The organism is Actinomadura sp. NPDC048032 (assembly GCF_040653175.1).
GTDB lineage: Bacteria > Actinomycetota > Actinomycetes > Streptosporangiales > Streptosporangiaceae > Spirillospora > Spirillospora verrucosospora.
This window is the reverse complement of sequence record NZ_JBEZJP010000010.1, coordinates 11,476-35,071: the sequence shown is the minus strand read 5'-3', so window position 1 is coordinate 35,071 and position 23,596 is coordinate 11,476. Positions and strand designations below refer to the sequence as shown.

The window sequence follows — 23,596 nt, the reverse complement described above, 5'->3', positions numbered from 1 at the left end:
GGGTGTCAGGAGGAGTCTTCTTCCTCGCCCCAGTGCCAGCCCGAGCCGTCCCCGTTGGGGACGATCACGCGCCGGGTGCGCGGCGCGGGGCGCGGCACCGGCTGCGGCGGGCCGTCCGCCCACGGCGCCCAGGGCGCGCCCTCGGGCTCGGGAGCCCGGCGGAGCCCCGCGCCGTCGGCGGCCGACTGGAAGACCAGCTTCGGCGACGCGTCCGCGTTCGGCTGCGGTTCGGACTGGAACGCGGCGTTCGCGTCCACTCGCTGACGGGCGCGCGGCACGTCCGCGGGCGCCCCGTTCGAAGGGGCGCCGGGCTCGACGGTGTCCGGGCGGACCTTTCCGTTCGACGGCACGGCATGCGCGGGACGCGGGGTCGATTCCGCCCAGTCGATGGCGTAGGGGAAGGGTTGCTCGTCCGGGAGGCGGGGCGGGGCCACGGTGGCGCCGTCCGGAACGAGGACGGTGCGTTCGCGCAGGTCCATGCGAGCGTGCAGGCCCGCGAGGAAGCCCGGCAGCCACCAGTTGGCCGCGCCCATGAAGCGCATCGTGGCGGGGACGAGGAGGGAGCGGACGAGGGCGGCGTCCACGACGACGGCCACGAACATGCCGACGCCGATCAGCTTCACGACGGTGATCCCGGCCATGCTGAACGCGGCGATGACGAGGAGGAAGAGCAGTGCGGCGCTGGTGATGATGCCGCCCGTGTGCTGCATGCCGGACGCGACCGCGACGCGGTTGTCGTGCGTGAGGTCCCATTCCTCGCGGATCCGGCTCAGCAGGAAGACCTCGTAGTCCATGGACAGGCCGAACACGACCGCGAGGATGAGGATCATGCTGGTGGCCTCGACCCCGCCGGTGGGGGTGAAGTCCAGCAGCCCGGCCAGGTGCCCGTACTGGAAGCCCCAGACGATCGCGCCGAACGAGGCGCCGATCGACAGGACGTTCATGACGATGGCCTTCAGCGGCAGGACGATCGAGCCGAAGAACATGAACAGCAGGAGGAACGTGGCGACCCCGACGACGAGCGCCATCTTCGGCAGGGATCTCATCAGGCTCGACATCAGGTCCATCTGGCCGGCCGTGCTGCCCCCGACGTCGATGTGCATCGGGTAGCCGTCCTTGGTCAGGCTCATCGCACGGATCTTGGTGACGAGGTCCTGAGCGTGCCGGTCCATCGGCTCGTACTTGTGCGTGACGGAGATGCGCACGCCCCCGTACGAGCCGGAGTAGCCCGTGAACTGGGCCTCGGTGACGCCGGGAAGGGACGCGAGCTGCTTCCGGAACTGCTCCAGGTAGGGCGGGATGGGGTCGCCCTTTCCGGACGGCGTCCAGTCGCGCGGGATGAGGTCTCCGGACACCACCACGTCGATCGGCTCAACGGTTCCGTTGGGGAAGTCCCTCTTGATGGTCTCCACGACGGCGCGGGTGGGGCTGTCCTTGGGAAGGACGCGCGCGTCCACACTGCCGAACTGGACGTTGAGGAACGGCACGAACATCACGCCCAGGATGACGAGCACGACCGCGAAGTACGGGAGCGGATGCTTCATCACGCTGTGGCCGAGCCGGTACCAGAAGCCGCTCTCGGGGTCCCGCCGCGCGCGCTTGGCATTGGGGCGCCGCCACCACATCTGCCCGCCTTCGACACGCGGCCCTAGAAGAGCCAGGAGCGTCGGCAGCAAAACGGTGGCTCCGAACACCGCGACCATGACGGTGGCTATGCCTGCGAGCCCGATCGTCCGGAGGAACATCTGCGGGAAGAGCAGAAGGCCCGCGAGAGCCGCGGAGACGGTGACGCCGCTGACCATGATGGTGCGGCCCGCGGTCGCCATGGTGGCGGCCAGCGCGGCCACACGGATGGGCTTGAGCGCCGTCCTGTGCGCCTCCTTGGCGGCCTTGCGCGCCGCCTTGTCGCGTTCTCGCTTCCAGGGCTTTCCCGGTGGCAGGCCTTCCGCGGTCATGCCGCGCTGAAGTTCCTCACGGAAACGGCTGATGATGAACAGGGAGTAGTCGATCGCCAGGCCGACGCCCATCATCGTGACGACTTCCAAAGCGAAGGACGTCACGTCCGCCGCGTACGTCACCACGTGCAGGACGGCCAGCCCGCCGACCGTCGAGAAGACGCCCACGATGATGGGCAGGACCGAGGCCGTCACGGCGCCGAACAGGATGACGAGCAGGATGAGCAGGGGCAGCGCGGTGATGGTCTCCGCGCGGACGATGTCGGCCACGACCTGCTGGCCGAACTCCTCGCCCAGCGGGACGCTGCCGCCGTACCGGACGTCGAGCCCCGGCGCGGCCAGGCTGTCCTTGACGGCGTGGTAGTTCTCGAACTTGTCCGCGCCCTCCGTGCCCTTCAGCTTCACCGCGACGAAGGTCGAGTGCCGGTCATGGGAGGCGAACGTGCGCGCGGCCTCGCCGTTGAACGACCAGTAGGAGATGATCTCGTCGACCCGGGCCTTGGGCAGCCGCGCGATGGTGGTGACGACGCTCGCCTCGAAGCGCGGGTCGTCCACCGTCATGGTGTCGCTCGAATACAGGACGAGGACGTCGGGGTTGGTGCTGCCGAAGTAGGTCGCGCCCAGCTTGGCGACGAGCGTCGAGGACGCGTCGGGGTCCTCGAAGCCGCCCTCCTTGAACTTGGCGAACACGCCGAGTCCCCAGGCGCCCGCCACCCCGGTCATGATCAGGATCAGGACGAGGCTGGTCCAGCGTCGCCGGTGGATGAGACGCCCCAGCCCCGAAAGCATGATCCTCCTGTTTCGCCGCGGCCGCCCGGAGGCTCCCTCGCCCCCGCACGGCCCGTTCCGTCGTCACCTGCGAGACGCCAGGCGCTCCGCCGTGGTCGCCAGGTCGCCGTCCAGGTAGCGCTGCCGGGTCGCGGCCCGTGCGATCTTCCCGCTGGAGGTGCGCGACACGCCACCCGGTTCGATCAACACGAACGCGTGGACGCTCATCTCGTGCTCGACGTTGACGGCCGCGCGGACCGCCGACTCCACCTCGTCCACGTCGAGCCGCCCGAGGGGGACGCGTCGGTTGCGCTCGGCGACGACCACGAGCCGCTCGGTCTCCTCCCCGGTGAGCGCGAACGCGGCCACGTGGTCGGGCCGGACCGCCGGGTGGGCTTCCTGCGCGGTGACCTCGATGTCCTGCGGGTAGTGGTTGCGGCCGTCCACGATGATGAGGTCCTTGATACGGCCGGTCACATAGAGCTCGCCCTCGTGGACGACCCCGTAGTCACCGGTCTTCATCCACGGCCCGGACGGCAGGTTCCCGGGCTCGGACAGCTCGCCGCCGAACGTCTCCTGGCTCCGCTCGGAGTTGCGCCAGTAGCCGGGCGCCGTGTTGGGGCCGTGCACCCAGATCTCGCCGACCCGCCCGTCCGGCTGCTCGACGCGGGCCTCGGGGTCCACGATCGCGACGATCTGCCCGCACGGGCGCCCGCACGACACCAGCGCGGTCGTCCCCTCCGCGCCGTCCTCGCGGAGCCGCATGTCGCCCTGGGTGAGCGCCTCCCGGTCCACGGAGATGATCTTCGGCGGGACGTCCTCGGCGGCGGCCGTGACGAACACGGTCGCCTCGGCCAGCCCGTAGCCCGGGGCCTGCGCGCCGGGACGCAGCCCGGCCGGCGCCAGCGCGTCGGCGAACGTCGACAGCGTCGAGGTGCGGATCGGCTCCGCGCCGTTCAGGCAGGTCGTCAGCCCGGACAGGTCCAGGTCGGCGATCTTCTCCGGCGAGGCCATGGACGCGACGTACTCGTAGGCGAAGTTCGGCCCGGCGGTGTAGACGTTCTTGCCGGGGCGCTCCGCGATGAGCTGGAGCCACCGCATCGGATTCATGATGAACGAGACGGGGTCGGTGTAGATGGCGTGGTCGCCGCGCACCAGCGGCAGCGCCATCGTCGCGATCAGCCCCATGTCGTGGAACAGCGGCAGCCAGCTCACCAGCTCGGGGTCCGGCTTCTCGGGCGCCCACCCGGCCCACAGCTGCGCGGCGTTCGCCGTCACGTTCCCGTGGGTGATCTCCACGCCGGCCGGACGGCGCGTCGATCCCGACGTGTACTGCAGGTAGGCGACGTCGTCGAACGCGACCGTCTCGTCCCGCCAGCGGTCGGCCAGGGCGAGGTCGACCTCCTCGGCGAAAAGGATCTCCTTCGGCTGCGGGACGTCGTGGTCGGCGAGGAACTTCTCCACGTGCGGCAGCGCGTTCCGCGTCGTGACGATCACCGCGGGCTCGGCGTCGGTGTAGGCGCCGATCAGCCGGTCGGCGTGGCCCGGCAGGTCGGGGGAGAACAGCGGGACCGCGATGACGTGCGCGTACAGGGCGCCGAGCATGGTCATCATGTAGTCGAGCGTCTGCGGCAGCAGCAGTGCGGCGCGCTCCCCGGGCCCGGTGACCTGCCGGAGCGCCACCGCCGTCGCGCGCGCCCGCCGGTCGGTCTCGGCCCAGCTCAGCGTGAGGTGCGTGCCCGACGGGTCGGCCGAGTAGTCGACGAAGGTGTAGGCCGGGGCGTCCGGCTTCTCCCTCGCCCACCGCGCGACCCGCTCGATCAGCGGGGTGCGGCCGGAGCCGCCGGGCAGGAGTTCGGGAAGCAGCGAGCCCAATGCCATTGATCATCTCCCGAGGGGACGGGCCGGACGGGGCCGTGGACGGTGCTGTGAGGGGGTCGCACTCCGCCGGCGAAGGTGCGCCGCGCCTGCCGGACGACTCTGTCTGGACGCCCCCGGGGACCGACGATGATCACAAAGCTACCGGATGGTAGTCAGTGGGCGATATTAGCTCGCGGTCACATTCGCCGAAGCACGGTTTGTCATCCCCGTGACAAGAGGAAATCCCCTTTCACACCTGGGCTTCCGGCCGGTCACCGACCGTGCCCGGGACTACTGCCCGGCGGAGAAGATCTGCTGCATGATGCCCCGGCGGTGCCGCCCCTGGTACGTCGTCTCCGGGTTCACCTCGTCCGGGAGTTCGGCGAGGTAGCGGCTCTCCGCGTCGATGAGCTGCTCCAGCTCGCCGCGGTCGAGGAAGACGCCCTTGCATCCCGGGCATTCCTCGATCACGACCCCGTGGCGTTCGTGGGTGTCGAGCGCGGAGTCGCACTTCGGGCACTGCAGCGTCGCGTCTGACATACCGGATCCCCTGTCCGTCACGCCCGCGTTTACCGTTGCCGGTCAGCATACTGACACCGAGCCCTTTTCGGGTCGATACCAGGACACTCATCCGCCGATTCGGACGCCGGGCCGGGGTGCGCAGCCGATCGATTCGCCTCGACCCCTTCGTCGGCATCAGCCCGTTCTGTCCTGCTCTGCCCGGGACTCGGCGCGGCTGAGCGCCCCCCGGCGCCGCGCCACCACGATGCAGGCCGCGCCCCACAGAAGGCCGATCTCGGCCACCAGGGCCACGGCGAGGACGACCGCCCAGTCGGTCCCGTCCCCTTCCTCCGCACTGGTCGGGGACATCAGGCTCGTATGACTCGCATCGGCCACCGGCGGCAGGTTCGGCGGCCTCACGGGCGGCAGGACGACGGGCGCCGACGGCGCCTGTCCGGGCAGGTTCGGAGCAACCGGAACCCCGGCACTCGGCTGCCCCATCCCCGGTGCCCCGGGCCCGTCCACACCAGGCCCGGCTTCCGGAGGCAGACCGCCCCCGTCCGGCTGAGCACCTGCCTGCGGCTCCCCACCCCCGCCCTGGCCCGGCTCCCCGGTCTCCCCCGGCTTGGCGCTCACACTCGGCTCAACGCCCTGCGAAGACTTCGGGCCGCGCGACGGCTCGCTGCCAACACTCGGCTCCGCACCTGCGGACGGCTCCGAACCTGCGGACGGCTTCGCATCCTCGGATGGCTTCGCATCATCAGACGGCTCCGCACCTGCGGACGGCTCCGCATCGTCAGACGGCTTCGCGCTGTGAGGCGGCTTAGCGCTGTGAGGCGGCTTAGCGCTGTGAGGCGGCTTAGCGCTGTGAGACGGCTTAGCGCTGTGAGGCGGCTTAGCGCTGTGAGGTGGCAGGACGCTAGCCGGCGGCTCCGCGCTCTGGCGCGGCTTGTCGCTCTGGGACGGCACAGCGTTGTGAGGCGTCTTCCCCTCAACCGTCGTCGGACACGGCCACCCGTTCACCGTCGTGCTGCCACCCACGCAAGGCGTGGACGGCCCGCCCGGCCCCACCGGCCGCGGGTGGGCCTTCGGGGTCGGCTTAGCACTACGCGTAGGCGCACTGCCCGGAGTCGGCTTCCGACTGGGACTCGGCTTAACACCGTGGGTCGACCCCCCACTGGACGACACACACGGCCCACCGCTCTTGCCCGAACCACCAACAACGCAAGACGTCGACGCGTCACCCACACCGGGCTGCGAACTCTGTTTCGGCTTGGCAACGGGTACGGGCTCCCCGCCCGTTGCCGAGCTGCACGGGCGGCGGCTCTTGTCGGAGCCATCAGCAACGCAAGGCGTCGACGCGCCGTTTTCGCCAGGCTGCGGACTTTGGTTCTGCTTGGCGACAGGTATGGGCTCGCTGCCAGAGGGCGTCGTGCATGGCTGGAGGGGCGTGGTGGTGTTGCCTTGCTCGCAGGGCGGCGGCTTCGTCTGGCACCAGTTGGCTGCGCGGCTGGCCTTGTCGTCGGCGCAGAGCGTGGGCTCATCACCGGTGGACGGATCCGGTGACGTGCCGTTCAGCGCTTTCCGGGCGGTTTTGGAGAAGTCGAAGACCGCGCGGGTCGAGCGGCGTGGGGCGTTGGAGGCGTCCGCTACGGCGAGGATGCTCAGCGGCTTCGCGGACGGTCCCTTCACCATCGATTCTGGGAATCGGACGGTCCCGCTGCGCAGGCGCCCACCCGAACCCACATCGCCCAGTGTGCAGCGCAGCCCCTGGCCGGAGCCAAGGGGCGAGCAATCGGGCGTGCGGCTCGTCCAGGACAACGGGCGGTCAGCGGTGAGGCGCAGGCCAACGTTGCGGGCTACGCCGCCCTCGGTGCGCACCCGGACGGTGAAGGGCAGCGTGTATTCGGACCCCTGGATCGTGACGCCGCCGGGTGTCATGGACACGCGCAGCCTCACCTTGGACGGGGCCGCCTCCGGTATCGCCTGAGCGGCGGGGCTCAACAGCGTGAGCGGTGCGGCCAGCGCGCTGCTCACCGTGATCGCGCCCCAGCGGGCTCGACGACGCTCCCCTCGCACACGCTCCCCCTAGCGGTTCCTCACGGCCACCCGGGGGGCGGTGCCGCGATGTCGGACACAAGGAGTTATTGCCAGCTCACTCGCCGAAGTAACGTGCCGCATCGCGCCAACCCACCCTCTTTCGCACAGTGAAATCACAGCTCCGTAGAATCGGGTGGTCGCTAGGGAGAGGAGTCACGGGTGACGGAGGGCGTTCGGTCGCTGGCCCGCGCGTTCGAGCTGCTGGAGCATCTGGCGGACGCGGGCGGCGAGATGGCGCTGTCGGAGCTGACGGAGGCCTCAGGGCTGCCGATGCCGACGATCTACCGGCTGATGCGGACGCTGGTCAACCAGGGGTACGTCCGGCAGGAGCCGTCCAAGCGCTACGCCCTGGGCCCGCGCCTCATCCGGCTCGGCGAGGGCGCGAGCCGCCTGCTCGGCACGTGGGCGCGCCCGGTGCTGGCCCGGCTGGTCGAGGAGGTCGGGGAGACGGCCAACATGGCGGTCCTGGAAGGGGACGAGGCCGTGTACGTGGCGCAGGTGCCGTCCAAGCACTCGATGCGGATGTTCACCGAGGTGGGGCGGCGGGTCCAGCCGCACTGCACGGGCGTGGGGAAAGCGCTCCTGGCGCAACTGCCCGACCAGCGGGTCCGCGAGATCCTCGCCCGGACGGGCATGGACGCGCACACGCCCAACACCTTCACAGACGCGGAAGCCCTGCTGGCGGAACTGGACCAGATCCGCCGGCAGGGCTACGCGCTGGACGACGAGGAGCAGGAGATCGGGGTCCGCTGCGTCGCGGTGGCGCTGCAAGGCGCGCCGACGCTGACGGCGATCTCGGTGTCGGGGCCTTCCGGACGGATGACGCACGAGGCCGTTCCGAGCGTCGTGCCCATCATGCGCGACGCAGCCGACCGGTTCGCCAAGGAGCTCGGCCCGACCACTTCCTGAGGTCGTGCGCCCGTCAGTCGACGGGCTCGCCGACGATGACGGTGGGGCGTCCGCCGCGCTCCCAGGCGACGAAGTCGCCCGCGGACTTCACCAGGACGGTGGCCAGCCAGAGGGCCAGGCCGGTGTCGTCGGCGATGCCCACGACGGGGATGACATCGGGAATGGCGTCGATCGGGGAGATGATGTAGACGAGCCCCAGGGCGAGCAGTCCGAGCGTCCCGAAGGACATGCCCTTGTACTGCCCGCGCAGGACGGACTTCAGCATCCTGGGGACGGCGCGGACGCGCTCCCAGAATCCCGGTGCGTCGGGTTCGAGCGTCTCGCGGTAGATATGCCAGGCCTGCCCGGCGGCGGCCGCACTGCGCTTCCTGTCCACCAGCACTCCTTGTATCGGAACGTCTGTGAGGGCGCGCCCCCGCAACGCCCACGTACGACTAGGACGCGACGAGTGCCGGGTTTGTTCCCTTCGATCGATCATGAGGCGCGGGTCACAGCCGGACCATTCCGGCCGCCGCTGAAGGGCGACGAGCGAATCCGGTGGTCACGCCCATCCGCGTGACCTCGGGTGAGGTGTTCATCACTCTCGTGGTCGGCGTGCGGCGGTTCGCGGCGTGTCGGCTGGCGTCCGCTGCGAGCATGGGGGATCCGGGGGGAGCGCCGCCTCCGCCCGGCACGACCGGCATGGCCCGTCGAGCATCGCAGGAGCTGACGTACCGATATGAGCGGCGACCATACGAACCGCCCCGTCCACGGCACCGCGGCAGGCGACGCCTACGTCGCGCTGCCCCCGACGGCCGTCGACGCGACCGCGTCCGGCCCGACCCGGCTCATCGTGGCCTGGCCCGGCTTCGACCCGCCCCGGACTGCGAGCGCCCTGGCGACGGCGATCCCGATGACGGGCGTGCCCGTGTGGCGCGTCTACCTCGACCTGCCCGGCCACTCGCCCGGCGGTCTCGGCTCCGGCGCGATCCTGGAGACCGAGAGCATCGAGGCGTACGGCGCGGCCCTGGAGAACGCCGTCCGGCGGCTGCCCGACGCGCTCGCGCAGATCCGCCGCGACCTCGACGTCCCGGACGGGCCGGTCGGCCTCGCGGGCTTCAGCGCGGGCGCCGCGGCCGCCCTGCTCGCGGTCGCGCACGGTGCGGTCCCGGTGAGCACCGCCGCGCTGGTCGCCCCCGTCGTCGCCCCGGCGCGGGCCGCGCGGGCGGTGGAGAAGCGGTCCGGTTCGGAACGCGCCTGGAGCGAGCGCGCCGTCGCGCTCGCCGACCGGCTCGACCTCGGGGCGCTCGCCGCCGACATCGCCGGACGCGACGTCCCGGTCCTGCTCGTCGGCGGCGCCAAGGACCGCGTCGTCCCCGCGCGGGAGATCACGGCCCTCCGCGACGAGCTGCGCAGGCACGGCGGCCAGGCGGAGTCCACCACGTTCCGGATGGGGCACGCGCTGGCCGCCGAGCCCGGCACCGAGCCGCGCCCGCCGATCACCGAGGCCGTCCGGGTCGACGGCGTCCTCACCGACTGGTTCCGCGACCGCCTCGCCACGCTCACGCCCGCGGCGGCCGAGGCCGCACAGGCCGCGCCCGCCGGCGGACCGGCCGAGGCGAACGGCGACACGCAGCCGATGGAGCGGCGCCACGGTTCGTGGTCGTCCGGCGCCGGGAACGTTCCGGACGCCCGGACGGGCGCCGGGCTGGGACACGGGCTCTGACCGCCCGGCGGGCGCGCTGGCGCGCCCGCCGGGCGGGTGGGAAACGACGAGATCAGCCCTTGGACAGGACCTCGTACCGGACGGGAATGACACCCGATCCGGTGCCGCCGACCTTCTTCATGGCGGCCTTGGACAGGTCCAGGCAGCGTCCGCCCGCGTACGGGCCGCGGTCGTTGATGCGGACGACGACCGAACGGTCGTTGTTCTTGTTGGTCACGCGGACCTTCGATCCCATCGGCAGCGTCTTGTGCGCCGCCGTCAGCTCGGTCGGGTCGAAGCGCTCCCCGCTCGCGGTCATCTGCCCCTCCCAGTAGTAGGAGGCTTCGCAGGAACCCGACTCCACGACCTTGTCCTGCTTCTTCTTCTTGCGCTTCGCCAGGTTCGCGACCTGGGCGTCCGCCTTCGACGACTTCTTCTTGCCCTTCTTGGGAGTCTTCGAAGGCGACGGCTCAGGAGTGCGGGGCCGGCCTCGGCCGGCCCGGGTCGGCTCGCCGTGCGGACGGTCCGCCAGCGGGTCGGCGGCCTGCGGCGCGGTCTGCGCCGCCTGCGCCGAGTCGGCGGGGCCTTCGCGCCCGGCCAGGGCGAACGCGCCCACGGCCAGGACGGCGACGGCGGCGCCGGAGACGATCAGGATGGTGCGTAGGCGCGCTCGAAGACGGCGCCTGACAGGGCTACCCACAGAGGAGTCCTTTGTTAGGGGACAGGACCCCGGACGCCAGGCGGATGTGACCGCCGTTCTCTCGCGGCGTGGCCAGGCGACGTCGGCCGTCCCCCGGATCCCCCGCCGCCCGCGGGCTCCTCAGCCCGCCCCGCGCCGCTCTCTCAGGCGCGCCCGCTCGATCGCGGATCGGCGTCCGGCAGGTGCGGCTGGAAAGGCATCTTCACTTATCGAAATCGCTGAAGCGCCGCACAAGTCCCTGACCGTACGTTGTGTCCTCCGCAGATCAAGACGTAGAGCCGTTGTTTGTGGGATTTGTCACCTCAGCTTTTGCCCGCCGAAGCTGATCAACTTCGCGGGGTGACCGCATTTCAAGATCGTCTTTACTGCGCGTATACCGCCGATCTCGGACGGATAACAAAGGATCCGGCACAACGGAACGGGGCGGTCCGGCGGAAGATCACTTCCGTCGGACCGCCCCGCGAGCTGGGACGACAGGCCGCGCGTCAGCCGCGCCCAGGGGCGGCGTGGATGCGCGGAACCGCCGGCAGCGCCGGCACCTTCGGCACGCCGAGCGCGGACGCGTCCGGCATGGACAGCGGGCCGTCCGCCGGTCCGCCGTCCGCCATCCTGCGGGCGCCGTCACGCGCCTTCAGGACGTCGACCACGTGGCCGACGTCGCCCTCGGCCGGGGTGAGGCCGGTGCCGGCCTTGTTCACGGTGCCGTTGGCCTGCCCGACCAGGTCGCCGGACGGGGCGGGCCCGGCGTACCGGGCGGCCGACGGGAAGAGCGTCCTGCCGAGGGGAAGCCCGCCGAGCGTCCCGCCGCCGAGCAGGGATCCGACGCCCGGCAGTCCGGAGCTCGGCCCCGGGTCGGCCAGGCTGATGGGCGTCTCGGCGGCGCGGCCGTTCGGGACGGCCGACCGCGCGGCCTCACGGCGGCCGAGCTTGCCGGCGGACAGGAGCTTGCCGGTGGGCAGGCCCTTGCCGAGCGTGCCGGTGCCGCCGAGCAGCGTCCCGGGGACGTCGCCGCCTCCGCCGGACAGGACGGGCAGCGCCGTCCCCGGCCTGCGGTCGCGCGCGTCGCGGTGGGTCGCACCGGGGCAGTCGCCCTGGGGAAGCCCGCCGACCGGGGCCTGGCCGACGGCCGGCAGCTGCGCACCGGGCAGCGCCAGCCCGGTCTTCGACTCGACCGCTTCGGCCGGGCGCACCCGGCAGCGGGCGCGGGCGGTGCGCAGCCCCGAGCCCGCCGGAGCGGCCCGGAGGACCCCGTCCGCGGCGCCGCCGCCCAGCGCGGCGGTCCGGGCGCCCGTCCCGGCGACCGGGTCCGGGAGCGTGCGCATGACGGTATGGCCCGTGGCGGCGGTCTCGTAGAGGAGGAGCGTGGACGGACCCGCCGCCGCGCTCGGCGCCGCCTTCGCGGGCGCGGCGTCCGTCGGGGCGGCCGCCACGGCGACCGCGGTGGCGAACGAGGCGAGGACGGAGACCCTCAGCAGGCTTCTGGCGGAGCGGTTCATTCTTTCCCCCGGGGTTTTCGGATTGGCCGTGCACATGCGGCGTGCGCCCGAGCGGCTGGTGAATCCCGGCGCACCGTCGAGCGGGGACGCTAGTACACCGCGGTGCCGCATGCGGCCGATTCGAAAATGACTTGGGGAAATCAGAAAGATCTAGATGAACTGATCATAGACGCTCGGCGAAATACCAAATACCGACAATTTCCGATAAAACAAGGGCGGGGGCGCCTCGTGGGACGCCCCCGCCCGCGCGGGCCGGCCGGCTACTCGGCGGCGCCGAGGGAGATGGCCTCGTCGACCTCGTCCTTACGGGCCGCGAGCTCGGTCGCGTAGCGCTCCTCGTCGACCTTCTCGGCGATCTCCTCGTCCTGCCGCATCAGGGCTTCGAGGTCCGCCTTGGCGTTGTCGAGGACGCCCATGTCCTCGTAGGCGGCCTGCACCTTGTCGCCCCAAAGGCCGACGTCCCGGACGCACGGGACGATGCGGCTGAAGAGCAGCGACTGATAGAGGGTGTACATGTCGGAGTTGTCGACATACTCCATGCACCGTTCGACCGGCATGTCGAGCTGCTCGAAGACCTCGCGGCCCTTGAAGCGGTCGCGCATCAGGTAGCAGCCCTCGACGACGAACTCCTCGCGCTCGGCCCGCTCCTTGTCGGTGAGCTCGGCGTAGTAGTCCTTGAGCGCGAGCCGCCCGAACGCGACGTGCCGCGCCTCGTCCTGCATGACGTACGCGAGGAGCTGCTTGACCAGCGGGTTGGTCGACATGTCCCGGTACAGCCCGAACGCGGCGAGCGCAAGCCCCTCGATCAGGACCTGCATGCCGAGGTAGGGCAGGTCCCAGCGGCTGTCCTCCAGCGACTCGGCGAGCAGCTTCGCCAGGTCCTGGTTGACCGGGTAGTACATGCCGATCTTCTCGTGCACGAACTTCGCGTACAGCTCGACGTGCCGCGCCTCGTCCATGGTCTGGGTGGCGGCGTAGAACTTCGAGTCCAGGTCGGGGACGGTCTGGACGATCCGCGCCGAGACGTTCAGCGCGCCCTGCTCGCCGTGCAGGAACTGGCTGAAGAGCCACGAGCCCTGGTGGCGGCCGAACTCGTCCTTCTCCTTCTGCGACATCTTGTCCCAGATGTCGGACCCGAACAGCGGGTTGAAGTTCTCCGGCAGCCCGGCGATGTTGATCGGATCGACCTCAAGGTCCCAGTCGATGCGCTTCTGCGCGTCCCACTGCTTGTCCTTGCCCTTCTGGTACAGGTTCAGCAGCCGGTCGCGGCCCTCGTCGTACTCCCAGGTGAAGCGGGTGTCGCCCGCCATCGGTACGTTCCACGTGTCGGTCGGGACCGGCGTGGCGTAGAGGTCGTGAGAACTCACGGGGGGATCCTCCTCCAGGGGTGACGCCGCACGATCGCGACGCGGGTGTGCACCGCCCATGGCTTTACATACCTTCGTAACATGTAAAGCCCGGTTAAACCAGGGAGTCGCCGGAACCCGTGACGCGGGAGTCACCGAACACGGGCGTCGCCGAACACTGGCGCCGCCGAACGCGGGCGTCGCCGGGCACGGACCCCCGAACGCGGTCGCCCGCGCCCCCGGGCGGGGGTGCGGGCGAGCGGGCGGCAGGGCCCGGGGTCAGCGGGACTGGAGGGCGTCCAGGCCGACGGCCTGGGCGATGACGAGCCGGCGGTCCAGGCGCGGATCGCTGATCTCGACGATGTAGCGGTCGCGGAAGCCGAACTTCTTCTCCACGCTGAAGACGACCTGGTCACCGGCGTAGAAGTCGAAGTGGTACGGCCACGCGAACGGCAGGTTCTCCACGTAGGGGATGAACTGCCAGACGCGCCGCAGCACGGCGACGAACTTGTTGCGCTCGCTGCCGGTCGTCACGCCGAGGCCCGGCTGCTCCAGGTGCCAGGTGGAGGCGAGCAGCGACTTCTTGAAGTCCTTGCGGAACACCCCGATGGGCTGCCCGTGGGCGTCGGTGATGTCGTACGCCGAGGCGAGGTCGATGCGCTTGCGCGCCTTGAACCCGAGGATCGGGCGCGTCTTGGAGTCGTCCGAGTACAGGGTGACCTGCTCCTTGAACGCCAGCCGCTTCTGCTGCGCGAAGGCGAGCAGCTCGCCCTCGCCGCCGTCGGGCCCCTCCGCGTGCACCTCGTACTGGTTCACCATCAGGCGCACCCGCTGCCGGATCAGCAGCCGGCGCTGTGCCTGGAGTCTTTCCTCGTCCAGCGAACTCACCCGTTCCGTGTCGGTTTGCGGAGGGGAGTCTGCCATAGCAGGTCCCCTTCATCCGACGTTTTCCGGATGCGTCCGATGTCCGGGTCAGGACTCCTGGATGTGCGCGGCCAGGTACCCGTGGATCAGCCGCTCGGCCTCGGCGACGATCAGCGGATCGCCGTCCGGGCTGCGGCGGAACGCCATCTTCAGCACGGCGTCGCCGGCCTCGACCGCGATGGCGAGCGCGGTGGCGAGGCCGGGGGTGTCCTGGACGCCGAAGGTGTCCACGATCATCCTGCGGAGCCGGTCGGCGACCACCGCGTTGTTGTCGGCGTCGGAGTCGAGGAGGTTGACGTCGGCGACGTCGCCGAACCGCAGCACCCGGAAGCCGGGCACGGTCCGGTGCATCTCCACGAAGATCTCGATGATCGCGCCGACGGTGTCGGACCAGTCGCCGAACCGGCCCCCGGAGAGCCGCGCCGAGATCCGCTCGCCGAACTCCTCCAGGTTGCGCAGCGCGAGCGCCTGCGCGACCGCGCGCTTGTCGGGGAAGAACTGGTACACCGAGCCGATCGCCACCTCGGCGCGCTGGGCGATGCGCGTCGTGGTGAGGCCGTCGTAGCCGTCCTCGTCCAGGATCTCGGCGCAGGCGTCCAGCATCCGCTGGACGCGTTCGGCGCTGCGGCGCTGGGCGGGACGGCGGCGGAGCGGGGTTCGGATCTCGGTCACCTTGCCATTGTCCCTCGGACGCGCGGGTGCCGAGCATGCACAGCGTGCCACACCTCTGGGTCGCGGGAGTCTTCCGCCCGCACCACCCCGCCACTAATATCCGAAGGCTATTCGCATTTTCGGTCGGACCATGGGGGAAGGAAGCGCGGATGGGTCTTCCGGAGAACTTCCGCTGGGGCGTCGCCACCGCCGCCTACCAGATCGAGGGCGCGGTCGGGGAGGAAGGGCGGGGACCGTCGACCTGGGACACGTTCTCCCACACGCCCGGGCGGACCCGCGACGGCCACACCGGCGACGTCGCCTGCGACCACTACCACCGCTGGCCCGAGGACGTCGCGCTGATGGCGGGCCTCGGCGTCGACGCGTACCGGTTCTCGATCGCGTGGCCGCGCGTGCAGCCCTCCGGGAGCGGAGCCGTCAACGCCAAGGGGCTCGACTTCTACGACCGGCTGGTGGACGGCCTGCTCGCAGCCGGCGTCGCGCCCGCCGCCACCCTCTACCACTGGGACCTCCCGCAGCCGCTCGAAGACGCCGGCGGCTGGATGGAGCGGGACACCGCCTACCGGTTCGCCGAATTCTCCTACCTGGCGGCCGAGCGCCTCTCCGACCGCGTCGACATGTGGATAACCCTGAACGAGCCCGTGGTCGTCACCGCGTACGGCTACGCGTTCGGCGTCTACGCCCCGGGCAGGACGCTCCTGCTCGACGCGCTGCCCACCGCCCACCACCAGCTCCTCGGCCACGGCCTCGCCGTCAACGCCCTGCGCAGCCGGGGCGCGCGAACGGTCGGGCTGACCAACCACTACTCCCCGGCCTGGGCCGCCTCCCCCGCCGACCGGCCCGCCGCCGACGCCTTCGACGCGTTCATGAACCGGCTGTTCACCGACCCCGTCCTGCTCGGCCGCTACCCCGACCTGATGGGGGACGCGCCGTTCATCCGCTCCGAGGACATGTCGGTCATCGCCTCGCCCATCGACTTCCTGGGGGTGAACTACTACCACCCCACACGGATCGCGACCCCGGCCGAGGGCCCGCTGCCGTTCGACATCGTCGACATCACCGAGTTCCCGACGACGGGGATGGGCTGGCCGATCGTCCCGGACGCCTTCCTGGACCTGCTGCGCACCCTCGACTCGCGGTACGACCTGCCGCCGGTCTACATCACCGAGAACGGCTGCTCGTTCGCCGACGAGCCCGGTCCCGACGGCGCCGTGGACGACCCGTCCCGGATCGCGTTCCTGGACGCCCACATCGCCGCCGTGCGGACCGCCGTCGAGGAGGGCGTCGACATCCGCGGCTACTTCACCTGGTCGCTCCTGGACAACTTCGAATGGGCGGAGGGCTACCACCCCCGCTTCGGACTCGTCCACGTCGACTACGAGACGCAGAAGCGCACGCCGAAGACGTCCTACGGCTGGTACCGGGACCTCATCGCGTCGTCCAGGCGTCGCTGACGGACGCGAGGGGCGGCCGCTCCTACCCTTGTCGCATGCCCGTCGAAGTGCAGGAACTCGGAAGAGCGCTCAGGCAGGCCCACCACCGGCAGCACCGTGCGCTCGACAACCGCCTCGCCGACGCCGGCACGACGCCCGCGCAGTGGGACGCCCTGCGCGCGATCGGCCGCGCACCCGGGGCGTCCGCCCGCGCCCTTGCGGCGGAGACGTTCCAGAGCGAGCAGGCGTTCGGGACGCTCGCCGGGCGCCTGGCCGCCCAGGGGCTGATCGACCGGCGGCCGGGCCGGCACCGCAGCGTCGAGCACCACCTCACGCCCGCCGGCGAGAAGCTCCTCGGCGCCGGCCGGCAGATCGTCGACGAGGTCTTCGCCGAGCTCTTCGCGCCCCTGCCCGAGGACGACCGCGCGACCCTCCTCGCCCTGCTGCTGCGTCTCTCCTCGTGATCAGCCGTGCGGCATGCTGACGCGCATGGAGACTCCTGAGACGCTCGCGGACGTGCGCGCGCGGATCGACGCCCTCGACGGGCGGCTGGTCCGGCTGCTGGCCGAACGCGAGGGGCTGGTCCGCGCGGCCGCCGCCTTCAAACGCGACGAGGGGGCCGTCCGCGCCCCCGACCGGGTCGAGCGGGTCGTCGCGCTGGCGCGCGAGAGGGCCGCGGACGCCGGGCTCTCGCCCGAGGTCGCCGAGACGGTGTGGCGGGCGATGATCGGCGCCTTCATCGATCTGGAACTGGACGAGCACGCGACGCGCCGCGGATGACCCGTCCCGGGCCACTCACCCGCCCGGCCACTGCCGGTCACCGCGCTGGCCCACCTCACCCTCAACGCTCACGACGACTGACGGGACCCCACCACCCCTCAACGTTCGCGTGGGCGTCGCGTGTCCGGGGGCCGGTCCCGGGCACTGCGGACGGTAAGTCCGACCTGTCGCACAGCCCACCGGCGACCGTCTCCACGGTCACCTCGGCCGGTGGAGCGGCACGGGCTCGGTCGAGAAACGGGCGCTGCGGGCGTCGCGTTCGCCGCCGAAGCGGCGTGTGAGGATCTCGTAGAGTTCGGGCCGCCGCCCCTGCATCCAGCGACGGCCGGTCGACATGGGCAGCAGGTCGAGATCGAGATCGGCGACCACCATGGCGTCCTCGGCGGCCCAGGTCTCGGCGAGGATCCTGCCGTACGGATCGAGGATCATCGCGTTGCCAGTGCGAACCTCATCGTCATCCTCGCCCACCCCGTTGCTGAACAGGAGGAAGAGGCCATTGTCATGGGCGCGGGAGGGCAGCCAGCGCATCAGCCACTCCCGCCCGTTCGGCCCGCGCAGCTCGGCCTCGATCGACTGGCGATCCCGGTCCCGGCCCCGCCACAGTTCCAGGGGGATCGGGCGCATGCCGTGCGGGCTGCGTGAGGCGGTGCCGCCCGTCTGGTGAGGCGCGATGAGGACCACTGCGCCCAGCAGCGCAGTCGCCCGGACGTTCTCGACAAGGTTGTTGTCCCAGCAGATGAGGACTCCCATGCGCACGCCCCACGGGGTGTCGAAGACGGTGAAGCGGTCGCCACTGGAGATCGCTTCGTGTTCGAACGCGTGCAGTTTCCGGTGAACGTGGACGTCCCCGTCCGGCAGGCACATGGCGTAGGAGTTGAACAGGCGTCCCTGATCATCGATTTCCAGGAAGCCCACGCCCACGGCCACGCCCAGCGTGCCCGCCAGCCCGCGGACGAACGTCACAGACGGGCCGCTCACCGGCTCGGCGAGCTCCTGTAGCCGCTCGGCCGTCTGACGGCGAAGGTGCCAGTAGCCCGTCACGCACATCTCGGGGAAGACGACGACCAGCGCCCCGGCCTCGGCCGCCCGCGTGGTGAAGTGCTCGATCCTGGCCAGGTTGTAGGCCTTGTCATCGGGCCGATGCTCGAACTGGACGGTCGCACAACGCATGGTTCCTCCTCGTCACCGCTCCTGCGTGCTCACCACCGAACCCTCTCGCCGCACATTCGTCCAATGAATCTTTGGATCGATGACATAACCTCTGGAAATGGATATCCGTCTGCTCCGCTCCTTCCTGAGAGTCGTCGAGCACCGTGCCTTCGGCCGGGCGGCGCTGGCGTCGGCCATGACCCAGCCGGCTCTGACCAAACAGATCCAGGCACTGGAGACGCAGGTCGGGGGACGGCTGTTCCATCGGGGTCGGCACGGCGCCACGCTCACCGACCTCGGCGCGATCCTTCTGCCCGAGGCGGAGGATCTGGTGCGGCGGGCCGACACCTTGGCCGTGCGAATGAACCGGATGGCCTGCGGGGAGATCGGGAGGCTGTCGGTGGGTTTCGGCATGTCGAGCATCGAGCTCGCGCCGCGGGCGGTGGCGGCGTTCAGGCGGCGCTACCCGGACGTGGGCATCGTCCTGGACGACATGTCCTCACACACGCAACTGGAGCGGCTGGCAACGGGCGAGTTGGACGTCGGGTTCGTTCGGCTGCCGGTCGGTGAGAAGTGGGAACGATTGCCCCTGCGGACCGACCGCCTCGCGATCGCCACGGCGGGGGATCCACCGCCAGGGAACGCGGATGATGTGGCTCGATGGGCGGCGGGGCGGCCGTTCGTCGCGTTGGCTCAGGTGAAGGGGCCAGGGCTGGCTTCACAGATCGAGGGGTTCCGCGCCTGCCTCGGTGTGGACACCGAGGTGGTGCAGGAGGCACATGACCTGCAGACCGTGCTCGCGCTGGTGGCGGCGGGCGTCGGTGTCGCGTTCGTCCCGGTCAGCGCGGGCTCTATCGCACCGGCGCAGGTCATGCTCAAAGCGGTGGACCACGAGGCTGCGACCTGGCAGATCGGGGCCGTGTGGAATCGGCAGGCCCGCAATCCGCTGACCGGCAACTTTGTGACGGTCGTGCGGGAAGTGGCCGCGTGGCAAGACGGCCGGCCGCCTTCGCCCGCAATGACAAAACCAGGTGCCGGGGACGGGCCGGAAGGGCCATGGTGAAGGGATGCTGGTCGATCACTTCCCGCCGCTCGGTCTGCGGCTGAGGACGCCGCGGCTGGAACTGCGCCTGCCGTCGCCCGAGGAACTCGCCGCGCTGGCCGACCTCGCCGCCGAGGGCGTCCACGGCCCGGAGACGATGCCGTTCATGGTGCCGTGGACGGACGCCCCGCCCGCCGAGGTCGCGCGGGGCGTCGTCCAGCACCACTGGAGGACGCTCGGGGAATGGACGCCCGAGAAGTGGGAGCTCGACCTCACCGTGTTCCGCGAGGGCGAAGTCGTCGGGCAGCAGACCCTCTGGGCGCGCGACCTCGTCGTCCTCCGGCAGGTCGAGACCGGCTCGTGGCTCGGCCGGCGCCACCACGGGCAGGGGATCGGCACGGAGATGAGAGCGGCCGTCCTGCATCTGGCCTTCGCGGGCCTGGACGCCGAGGAGGCCGTCTCCGCCGCCTTCGAGGACAGCCACGCGTCGAGCGCGGTGTCGCGCAAGCTCGGCTACCAGCCCAACGGAGTCGACCGCCACGTCGTCCGCGGGGCGGTGACCATCGAACGGCGGTACCGGCTGACCCGGGCCGACTGGGAACGCCACCGCACCGTCCCCGTCACCATCGAGGGCCTCGCCCCCTGCCGGACGATGCTGGGGCTTCCGAAATGACGGGCCGGACGTTCGAGGATCTGGTCGCCGAGGCCGCCACGGTCTCCGTCACGGGCTGGGACTTCTCCTGGCTGGACGGCCGCGCGACGGAGCAGCGCCCGTCCTGGGGATACCAGCGGCTGATGAGCGAGCGGCTGGGCCGGGCGCGGGCGGCTCTGGACGTCGAGACCGGCGGGGGAGAGGTGCTCGCGGGCGCCGCGGTGTTCCCGCCGACAATGGCGGCGACCGAGTCGTGGCCGCCGAACGTCGCCAAGGCCACCCGGCTCCTGCACCCCAGGGGCGCCGTCGTCGTCGCCGGCTCCGGCGATGCGCCGCTCCCCTTCGCCGACGAGGCGTTCGACCTGGTCGTCAGCCGCCATCCGGCCACGGTCCGGTGGACCGAGATCGCGCGTGTCCTCGCTCCGGGCGGAACCTACCTCGCCCAGCACGTCGGCCCGGCGAGCGTCTTCGAGCTGACCGAGTTCTTCCTCGGCCCCCAGCCCGAGGCCCGCCGCGCACGCGACCCGGAGGCCGAGAGCGCCGCCGCCCGGGCCGCGGGGCTCGACATCGTCGACCTGCGTTCCGAGCGCCTGCGCATGGAGTTCTTCGACATCGGCGCGGTCGTCTACTTCCTGCGCAAGGTGATCTGGATCGTCCCCGGCTTCACCGTGGACCTCCACCATGACCGCCTGCGCGAGCTGGACGAGCGGATCCGGCGCGACGGCGTCTTCACCGCCCATTCGTCCCGCACCCTCATCGAGGCCCGCCGGCCGGCGTGAGGCGGGCGCGCTACGCGGCGGCGCTCAGCCGGTACGCGGTGCCGCTGCTGCCCTGCACCCAGGCGTCGGGCAGCGCCGCGGCCAGCGCGTGCTGGGCGCGCCAGCCGGTGCAGTGCCCCGGGACGACGAGCCCCGGCGCGAGGCCGGTGAGGGCGGCGACGGTGGGCGCGATGACCGGTTCGAAGGCCGGGCCGCCGAGGTGCAGCCCGCCGACGAGCGCGTGCAGCTCCCCGACCCCCGTCAGCCGCTGCGCGTGCCGGACGATGTTGATCGCGCCCGCGTGGCCGCAGCCGGTCAGCACGACCAGCCCGCGGCCCCGGACGTGGACGACGAGCGCCTGGTCGTCGAGGACGAGCGGGTCGTGCGCCCACTCCCTGCCCGTCCAGGCCTGGTGCGGCGGCGGCATGCCGTGCTCGAACTCGGTCGTCCGGTCGACCTCACCGGTGATCAGGACGCTGCCGTCGAGGAGCAGCGAGGGCTCGCGGCGCTCGATGACCTGGAAGCCCTCCCCGTCCAGCGCCCGCTTGCTCAGCGTTGGCAGCTCCTCGACGTCCCGGCCGGGCACGGCGAGGCGGCGCCTCGTCCAGACCAGCGGATGCAGCACCATCGGCATCGACCGCACGCCGCGCAGGCCCACCATCCCCGCCAGCCCGCCCGCGTGGTCGAAATGGCCGTGGCTGAGCACGACGCCCTGGATGTCGCCGAGGTCGATGCCGAGCCTGTCGGCGTTCGTGACCATCGCGTCGGGCGACCGGCCCGTGTCGAACAGCAGGGTCGTGGAGCGGCCGGCCCGGCGCACCGTGACCAGCGCCGAGAAGCCGTGCTCGGCGATCATCCCCGCGGTGGTGCGGCCGCCCGCGAACTGCGGCGCCGCCACCACGCCCGCGCCCGCGCCCGCCCGGCGGGTCCGCTCGTCATCGCCCAGCAGGGCGTCGTAGACGTTGTCGACGAGAGTGACGATCTCGACCTCGTCCACCGGCTCCAGCGCGACGGGATCGACCGCCGCGCCGTGCACCGGGCGCGGCGCCGACGCCGCCGCCTCACCCGTCCCGCCACCGGTCTCGCACATGGCGGCAGCCTAACCGCCGCGTGGCAGCCTCACCGCAGCGTGGCGTCCGCCCGCGCGCGACGCCCGCGCGACATAGACTGAATGATCACGATTTGGGGCCGTTCAGGAAGGTCGTGGCGACGGGATGGCGGACTCCGGAGAAGCCTCTTCCGTGCCCGGTGTGGACACCGGCACGCCGAGCGTCGCCCGCATGTACGACTACTTCCTCGGCGGCAAGGACAACTACGCCTCCGACCGCGAGGCGGCGGAGGCGGTCGCGCGGGCGCTGCCCACGGTCGAGGGGGTCGCCCGCGCGAACCGCGCGTTCCTCCAGCGCGCCGTCCGCTACGTGGCCGGACGCGGCATCGACCAGTTCCTGGACATCGGCACCGGCCTGCCCACCCAGGGCAACGTGCACGAGACCGCAAGGGAGGAGCAGCCGCGCGCACGGGTCGCGTACGTCGACAACGACCCGATGGTCACCGTCCACGCGCGGGCCCTCGTCGCCACGGACGAGCTGACCACAATCGTCCAGGCCGACATGCGCCAACCGGACACGGTGCTGGACGATCCGCAGGTGCGCGCGCTGCTCGACTTCCGGCGCCCGATGTGCGTGCTGTTCGTCGCCGTCCTGCACTTCCTCCGCGACGAGGAGGGCCCGGCGGCGCTCGTCCGGCGCTTCACCGAGGCCCTGCCCGCCGGCAGCCACGTCATCCTGTCGCACGCGGCGCTGGAGGAGCGGCGCAACGTGCGGGTCGGGGAGACCTACCGCTCGCAGGCGGCGAGCGCGAGCCTGGTGGCCCGGACCCGCGAGCAGGTGGCGGCGCTCCTGGACGGCCTCACCATCGTCGACCCGGGCGTCGTCCGCCTGCACGAATGGCGCCCCTACGGCGGCGAGTACATCACCGACGCCGGCTGGACGGCCGTGGCCCGCAAGGACGGCTAGCCGTTCTGTCCCGTGATCTCAGCCTCGATGCCGTAATGGTCGGACAGGACGGTCGAACGCCCGCCGGGAAGGCGGACCTTCTCCTTGAAGACCAGGCGCGCCTTCACCTGGAGGCCCGGCCCGACCAGCACCTGGTCAATGGCGCCGATCTCGGCGTACTCGGGGCGGAAGGTCGGTTCCGTGTCGCCGCCGAAAACGTCCCGCAGGCCGGTGCTCGAAACGAACTCCGCAAGGTAGGGGGAATCGCGGGGGACGTTGAAATCGCCCATCACCACCAGCGGTTCCGCCTTCGGAATCCGGTCGACGGCCGCCGCCAGCCGGCGCAGCTCCCCCTTCTCGACTCGCGTGTAGACGTTCGAGGGGGACCAGTCCATGTCCAGGTTCGCCGAGAGGTGGGTGTTCACCACGGTGAGGTGGCCGCCGGGGAGCCGGACCCGGGTGAACAGGGCGCCCTTGCCCAGCAGCCATTCGGGACGCGCCGGCCCGGCGGGCGCGTATGCCCGGAAATGACGGCGCGTCACCGGGTGGCGGGAAAGGGTCACCAGGCCACCGCGGACGAGCGGGAACATCGGCGTGTAGGAGACGTGCGGATACGAGGCGGCGACGCGGCGCAGCAGGCTCAGCACCCGCCACGAGATGACTTCCTGCAGGCAGACGACGTCGTAGTCCGACCGTTCGATCGTCTCGGCCAGGACGCCCATCCGGGCGCGGGCCTCGCCCTTGAAAAGGGTGTTGAACGTGAGCACGCGCGCCTGCATGGCGGCCACTCTATGTCACCGCGTTGCCCATCGTGGCGACGCCTTCCGATACTGGGCGCGACGACCGGACCGCCAATACCGGGCGCGCCGGACA

The 23,596-nt window shown here is 71.3% G+C and carries 23 protein-coding genes; 10 read left to right on the top strand and 13 right to left on the bottom strand.

Translation table 11 applies throughout. The features are described 5' to 3' along the window. Nucleotides 1–5 precede the first annotated feature (5 nt). The 4 genes from AB0C69_RS03040 to AB0C69_RS03025 all read right to left on the bottom strand — a co-directional run bounded on the left by AB0C69_RS03040 (nt 6) and on the right by AB0C69_RS03025 (nt 5,453). Complete coding sequence (locus AB0C69_RS03040; protein WP_360349021.1) at nt 6–2,744, bottom strand: MMPL family transporter; 2,739 nt, start codon at nt 2,742–2,744, stop codon at nt 6–8. Nucleotides 2,745–2,807: 63 nt separating this feature from the next. Then, on the bottom strand, nt 2,808–4,604 hold the full coding sequence (locus AB0C69_RS03035) for a fatty acyl-AMP ligase (RefSeq protein ID WP_360349018.1): 1,797 nt from the start codon (nt 4,602–4,604) through the stop codon (nt 2,808–2,810). 270 nt (nt 4,605–4,874) lie between these two features. Further along, entirely contained in the window at nt 4,875–5,123 is a 249-nt protein-coding gene (locus AB0C69_RS03030) for a zf-TFIIB domain-containing protein (RefSeq protein WP_360349015.1), read from the bottom strand. Nucleotides 5,124–5,279: 156 nt separating this feature from the next. Beyond that, entirely contained in the window at nt 5,280–5,453 is a 174-nt protein-coding gene (locus tag AB0C69_RS03025; protein ID WP_345180450.1) for a hypothetical protein, read from the bottom strand. 1,039 nt (nt 5,454–6,492) lie between these two features. Here AB0C69_RS03025 and AB0C69_RS03020 point away from each other — a divergent pair. Together AB0C69_RS03020 and AB0C69_RS03015 are read left to right on the top strand one after the other, a co-directional pair. Next, entirely contained in the window at nt 6,493–7,074 is a 582-nt protein-coding gene (locus AB0C69_RS03020) for a hypothetical protein (RefSeq protein WP_360349012.1), read from the top strand. A gap of 269 nt (nt 7,075–7,343) precedes the next feature. Next, nucleotides 7,344–8,093: an IclR family transcriptional regulator gene (locus tag AB0C69_RS03015; protein ID WP_345180452.1), complete on the top strand. Its 750-nt coding sequence runs from the start codon at nt 7,344–7,346 to the stop codon at nt 8,091–8,093. A 13-nt stretch (nt 8,094–8,106) separates the two neighbouring features. Here AB0C69_RS03015 and AB0C69_RS03010 read toward each other — a convergent pair whose 3' ends face one another. Next, the gene (locus tag AB0C69_RS03010) at nt 8,107–8,469 is read right to left on the bottom strand and encodes a YkvA family protein (RefSeq protein WP_089311049.1); all 363 of its coding nucleotides are present in this window, start codon (nt 8,467–8,469) and stop codon (nt 8,107–8,109) included. Between the two features lie 342 nt (nt 8,470–8,811). Here AB0C69_RS03010 and AB0C69_RS03005 point away from each other — a divergent pair, with 342 nt between their 5' ends. Next, nucleotides 8,812–9,798, top strand: a complete 987-nt coding sequence (locus tag AB0C69_RS03005) for a hypothetical protein (RefSeq protein ID WP_360349008.1) — start codon at nt 8,812–8,814, stop codon at nt 9,796–9,798. 52 nt (nt 9,799–9,850) lie between these two features. On the opposite strand, the gene AB0C69_RS03000 is transcribed toward AB0C69_RS03005, so the two are convergent. The 5 genes from AB0C69_RS03000 to AB0C69_RS02980 all read right to left on the bottom strand — a co-directional run bounded on the left by AB0C69_RS03000 (nt 9,851) and on the right by AB0C69_RS02980 (nt 14,915). Then, nucleotides 9,851–10,477 carry a septal ring lytic transglycosylase RlpA family protein gene (locus AB0C69_RS03000; RefSeq protein ID WP_345180490.1) on the bottom strand — a complete coding sequence of 209 codons (627 nt, stop codon included), beginning with the start codon at nt 10,475–10,477 and terminating at the stop codon, nt 9,851–9,853. Between the two features lie 485 nt (nt 10,478–10,962). Beyond that, nucleotides 10,963–11,973, bottom strand: a complete 1,011-nt coding sequence (locus tag AB0C69_RS02995) for a hypothetical protein (RefSeq protein WP_360349004.1) — start codon at nt 11,971–11,973, stop codon at nt 10,963–10,965. A 260-nt stretch (nt 11,974–12,233) separates the two neighbouring features. Continuing rightward, nucleotides 12,234–13,340: a ferritin-like domain-containing protein gene (locus AB0C69_RS02990; protein ID WP_345180494.1), complete on the bottom strand. Its 1,107-nt coding sequence runs from the start codon at nt 13,338–13,340 to the stop codon at nt 12,234–12,236. Between the two features lie 258 nt (nt 13,341–13,598). Further along, nucleotides 13,599–14,207, bottom strand: coding sequence for a hypothetical protein (locus AB0C69_RS02985; RefSeq protein ID WP_345180496.1), 609 nt, complete (start codon nt 14,205–14,207; stop codon nt 13,599–13,601). 84 nt (nt 14,208–14,291) lie between these two features. Then, nucleotides 14,292–14,915 carry a TetR/AcrR family transcriptional regulator gene (locus tag AB0C69_RS02980; RefSeq protein ID WP_345180498.1) on the bottom strand — a complete coding sequence of 208 codons (624 nt, stop codon included), beginning with the start codon at nt 14,913–14,915 and terminating at the stop codon, nt 14,292–14,294. A 149-nt stretch (nt 14,916–15,064) separates the two neighbouring features. On the opposite strand from AB0C69_RS02980, the gene AB0C69_RS02975 reads away from it, so the two are divergent. Genes AB0C69_RS02975 through AB0C69_RS02965 form a run of 3 tightly spaced genes read left to right on the top strand, consistent with a single transcriptional unit; the run spans nt 15,065 to nt 17,128 of the window. Beyond that, nucleotides 15,065–16,369, top strand: coding sequence for a GH1 family beta-glucosidase (locus tag AB0C69_RS02975; RefSeq protein WP_360348999.1), 1,305 nt, complete (start codon nt 15,065–15,067; stop codon nt 16,367–16,369). Nucleotides 16,370–16,404: 35 nt separating this feature from the next. After that, nucleotides 16,405–16,812: a MarR family winged helix-turn-helix transcriptional regulator gene (locus tag AB0C69_RS02970; RefSeq protein WP_360348996.1), complete on the top strand. Its 408-nt coding sequence runs from the start codon at nt 16,405–16,407 to the stop codon at nt 16,810–16,812. Nucleotides 16,813–16,837: 25 nt separating this feature from the next. After that, nucleotides 16,838–17,128: a chorismate mutase gene (locus AB0C69_RS02965; RefSeq protein ID WP_360348993.1), complete on the top strand. Its 291-nt coding sequence runs from the start codon at nt 16,838–16,840 to the stop codon at nt 17,126–17,128. Nucleotides 17,129–17,326: 198 nt separating this feature from the next. Here AB0C69_RS02965 and AB0C69_RS02960 read toward each other — a convergent pair whose 3' ends face one another. Beyond that, nucleotides 17,327–18,298 carry a nitrilase family protein gene (locus AB0C69_RS02960; protein ID WP_360348990.1) on the bottom strand — a complete coding sequence of 324 codons (972 nt, stop codon included), beginning with the start codon at nt 18,296–18,298 and terminating at the stop codon, nt 17,327–17,329. A 97-nt stretch (nt 18,299–18,395) separates the two neighbouring features. Between AB0C69_RS02960 and AB0C69_RS02955 the strand changes: the two genes are divergently transcribed. From AB0C69_RS02955 to AB0C69_RS02945, 3 genes are read left to right on the top strand one after another with little or no spacing between them, the layout of a single operon-like run. Beyond that, nucleotides 18,396–19,340, top strand: coding sequence for a LysR family transcriptional regulator (locus AB0C69_RS02955; protein ID WP_360348987.1), 945 nt, complete (start codon nt 18,396–18,398; stop codon nt 19,338–19,340). A 4-nt stretch (nt 19,341–19,344) separates the two neighbouring features. Further along, entirely contained in the window at nt 19,345–19,992 is a 648-nt protein-coding gene (locus AB0C69_RS02950; protein ID WP_360348984.1) for a GNAT family N-acetyltransferase, read from the top strand. Continuing rightward, nucleotides 19,989–20,750, top strand: coding sequence for a class I SAM-dependent methyltransferase (locus AB0C69_RS02945; protein WP_360348981.1), 762 nt, complete (start codon nt 19,989–19,991; stop codon nt 20,748–20,750). Before AB0C69_RS02950 ends, AB0C69_RS02945 begins: the two co-directional genes overlap by 4 nt. Nucleotides 20,751–20,760: 10 nt before the next feature. Here the strand turns inward: AB0C69_RS02945 and AB0C69_RS02940 are convergent, their stop codons facing one another. Further along, nucleotides 20,761–21,819 (bottom strand): MBL fold metallo-hydrolase, encoded by a 1,059-nt coding sequence (locus AB0C69_RS02940; protein WP_360348978.1) that lies wholly within the window; start codon nt 21,817–21,819, stop codon nt 20,761–20,763. 151 nt (nt 21,820–21,970) lie between these two features. Between AB0C69_RS02940 and AB0C69_RS02935 the strand changes: the two genes are divergently transcribed. Further along, nucleotides 21,971–22,744, top strand: coding sequence for an SAM-dependent methyltransferase (locus AB0C69_RS02935; RefSeq protein WP_360348975.1), 774 nt, complete (start codon nt 21,971–21,973; stop codon nt 22,742–22,744). Here the strand turns inward: AB0C69_RS02935 and AB0C69_RS02930 are convergent. Continuing rightward, complete coding sequence (locus AB0C69_RS02930) at nt 22,741–23,502, bottom strand: endonuclease/exonuclease/phosphatase family protein (RefSeq protein ID WP_360348972.1); 762 nt, start codon at nt 23,500–23,502, stop codon at nt 22,741–22,743. The two genes, AB0C69_RS02935 and AB0C69_RS02930, sit on opposite strands and share 4 nt — an antisense overlap. Between the last annotated feature and the right edge of the window lie 94 nt (nt 23,503–23,596).

Excerpts from the sequence above, each read along its gene's own strand:
- AB0C69_RS02995 (WP_360349004.1), bottom strand. The coding sequence starts at position 11,973 with ATGAACCGCTCCGCCAGAAGCCTGCTGAGGGTCTCCGTCCTCGCCTCG.
- AB0C69_RS02950 (WP_360348984.1), top strand. The coding sequence starts at position 19,345 with ATGCTGGTCGATCACTTCCCGCCGCTCGGTCTGCGGCTGAGGACGCCG.
- AB0C69_RS03030 (WP_360349015.1), bottom strand. The coding sequence starts at position 5,123 with ATGTCAGACGCGACGCTGCAGTGCCCGAAGTGCGACTCCGCGCTCGAC.
- AB0C69_RS02945 (WP_360348981.1), top strand. The coding sequence starts at position 19,989 with ATGACGGGCCGGACGTTCGAGGATCTGGTCGCCGAGGCCGCCACGGTC.
- AB0C69_RS03035 (WP_360349018.1), bottom strand. The coding sequence starts at position 4,604 with ATGGCATTGGGCTCGCTGCTTCCCGAACTCCTGCCCGGCGGCTCCGGC.
- AB0C69_RS02960 (WP_360348990.1), bottom strand. The coding sequence starts at position 18,298 with ATGCGTTGTGCGACCGTCCAGTTCGAGCATCGGCCCGATGACAAGGCC.
- AB0C69_RS03005 (WP_360349008.1), top strand. The coding sequence starts at position 8,812 with ATGAGCGGCGACCATACGAACCGCCCCGTCCACGGCACCGCGGCAGGC.
- AB0C69_RS02930 (WP_360348972.1), bottom strand. The coding sequence starts at position 23,502 with ATGCAGGCGCGCGTGCTCACGTTCAACACCCTTTTCAAGGGCGAGGCC.
- AB0C69_RS02970 (WP_360348996.1), top strand. The coding sequence starts at position 16,405 with ATGCCCGTCGAAGTGCAGGAACTCGGAAGAGCGCTCAGGCAGGCCCAC.
- AB0C69_RS03025 (WP_345180450.1), bottom strand. The coding sequence starts at position 5,453 with ATGTCCCCGACCAGTGCGGAGGAAGGGGACGGGACCGACTGGGCGGTC.
- AB0C69_RS02975 (WP_360348999.1), top strand. The coding sequence starts at position 15,065 with ATGGGTCTTCCGGAGAACTTCCGCTGGGGCGTCGCCACCGCCGCCTAC.
- AB0C69_RS02965 (WP_360348993.1), top strand. The coding sequence starts at position 16,838 with ATGGAGACTCCTGAGACGCTCGCGGACGTGCGCGCGCGGATCGACGCC.
- AB0C69_RS02940 (WP_360348978.1), bottom strand. The coding sequence starts at position 21,819 with ATGTGCGAGACCGGTGGCGGGACGGGTGAGGCGGCGGCGTCGGCGCCG.
- AB0C69_RS03040 (WP_360349021.1), bottom strand. The coding sequence starts at position 2,744 with ATGCTTTCGGGGCTGGGGCGTCTCATCCACCGGCGACGCTGGACCAGC.
- AB0C69_RS02955 (WP_360348987.1), top strand. The coding sequence starts at position 18,396 with ATGGATATCCGTCTGCTCCGCTCCTTCCTGAGAGTCGTCGAGCACCGT.
- AB0C69_RS03020 (WP_360349012.1), top strand. The coding sequence starts at position 6,493 with ATGGGCTCGCTGCCAGAGGGCGTCGTGCATGGCTGGAGGGGCGTGGTG.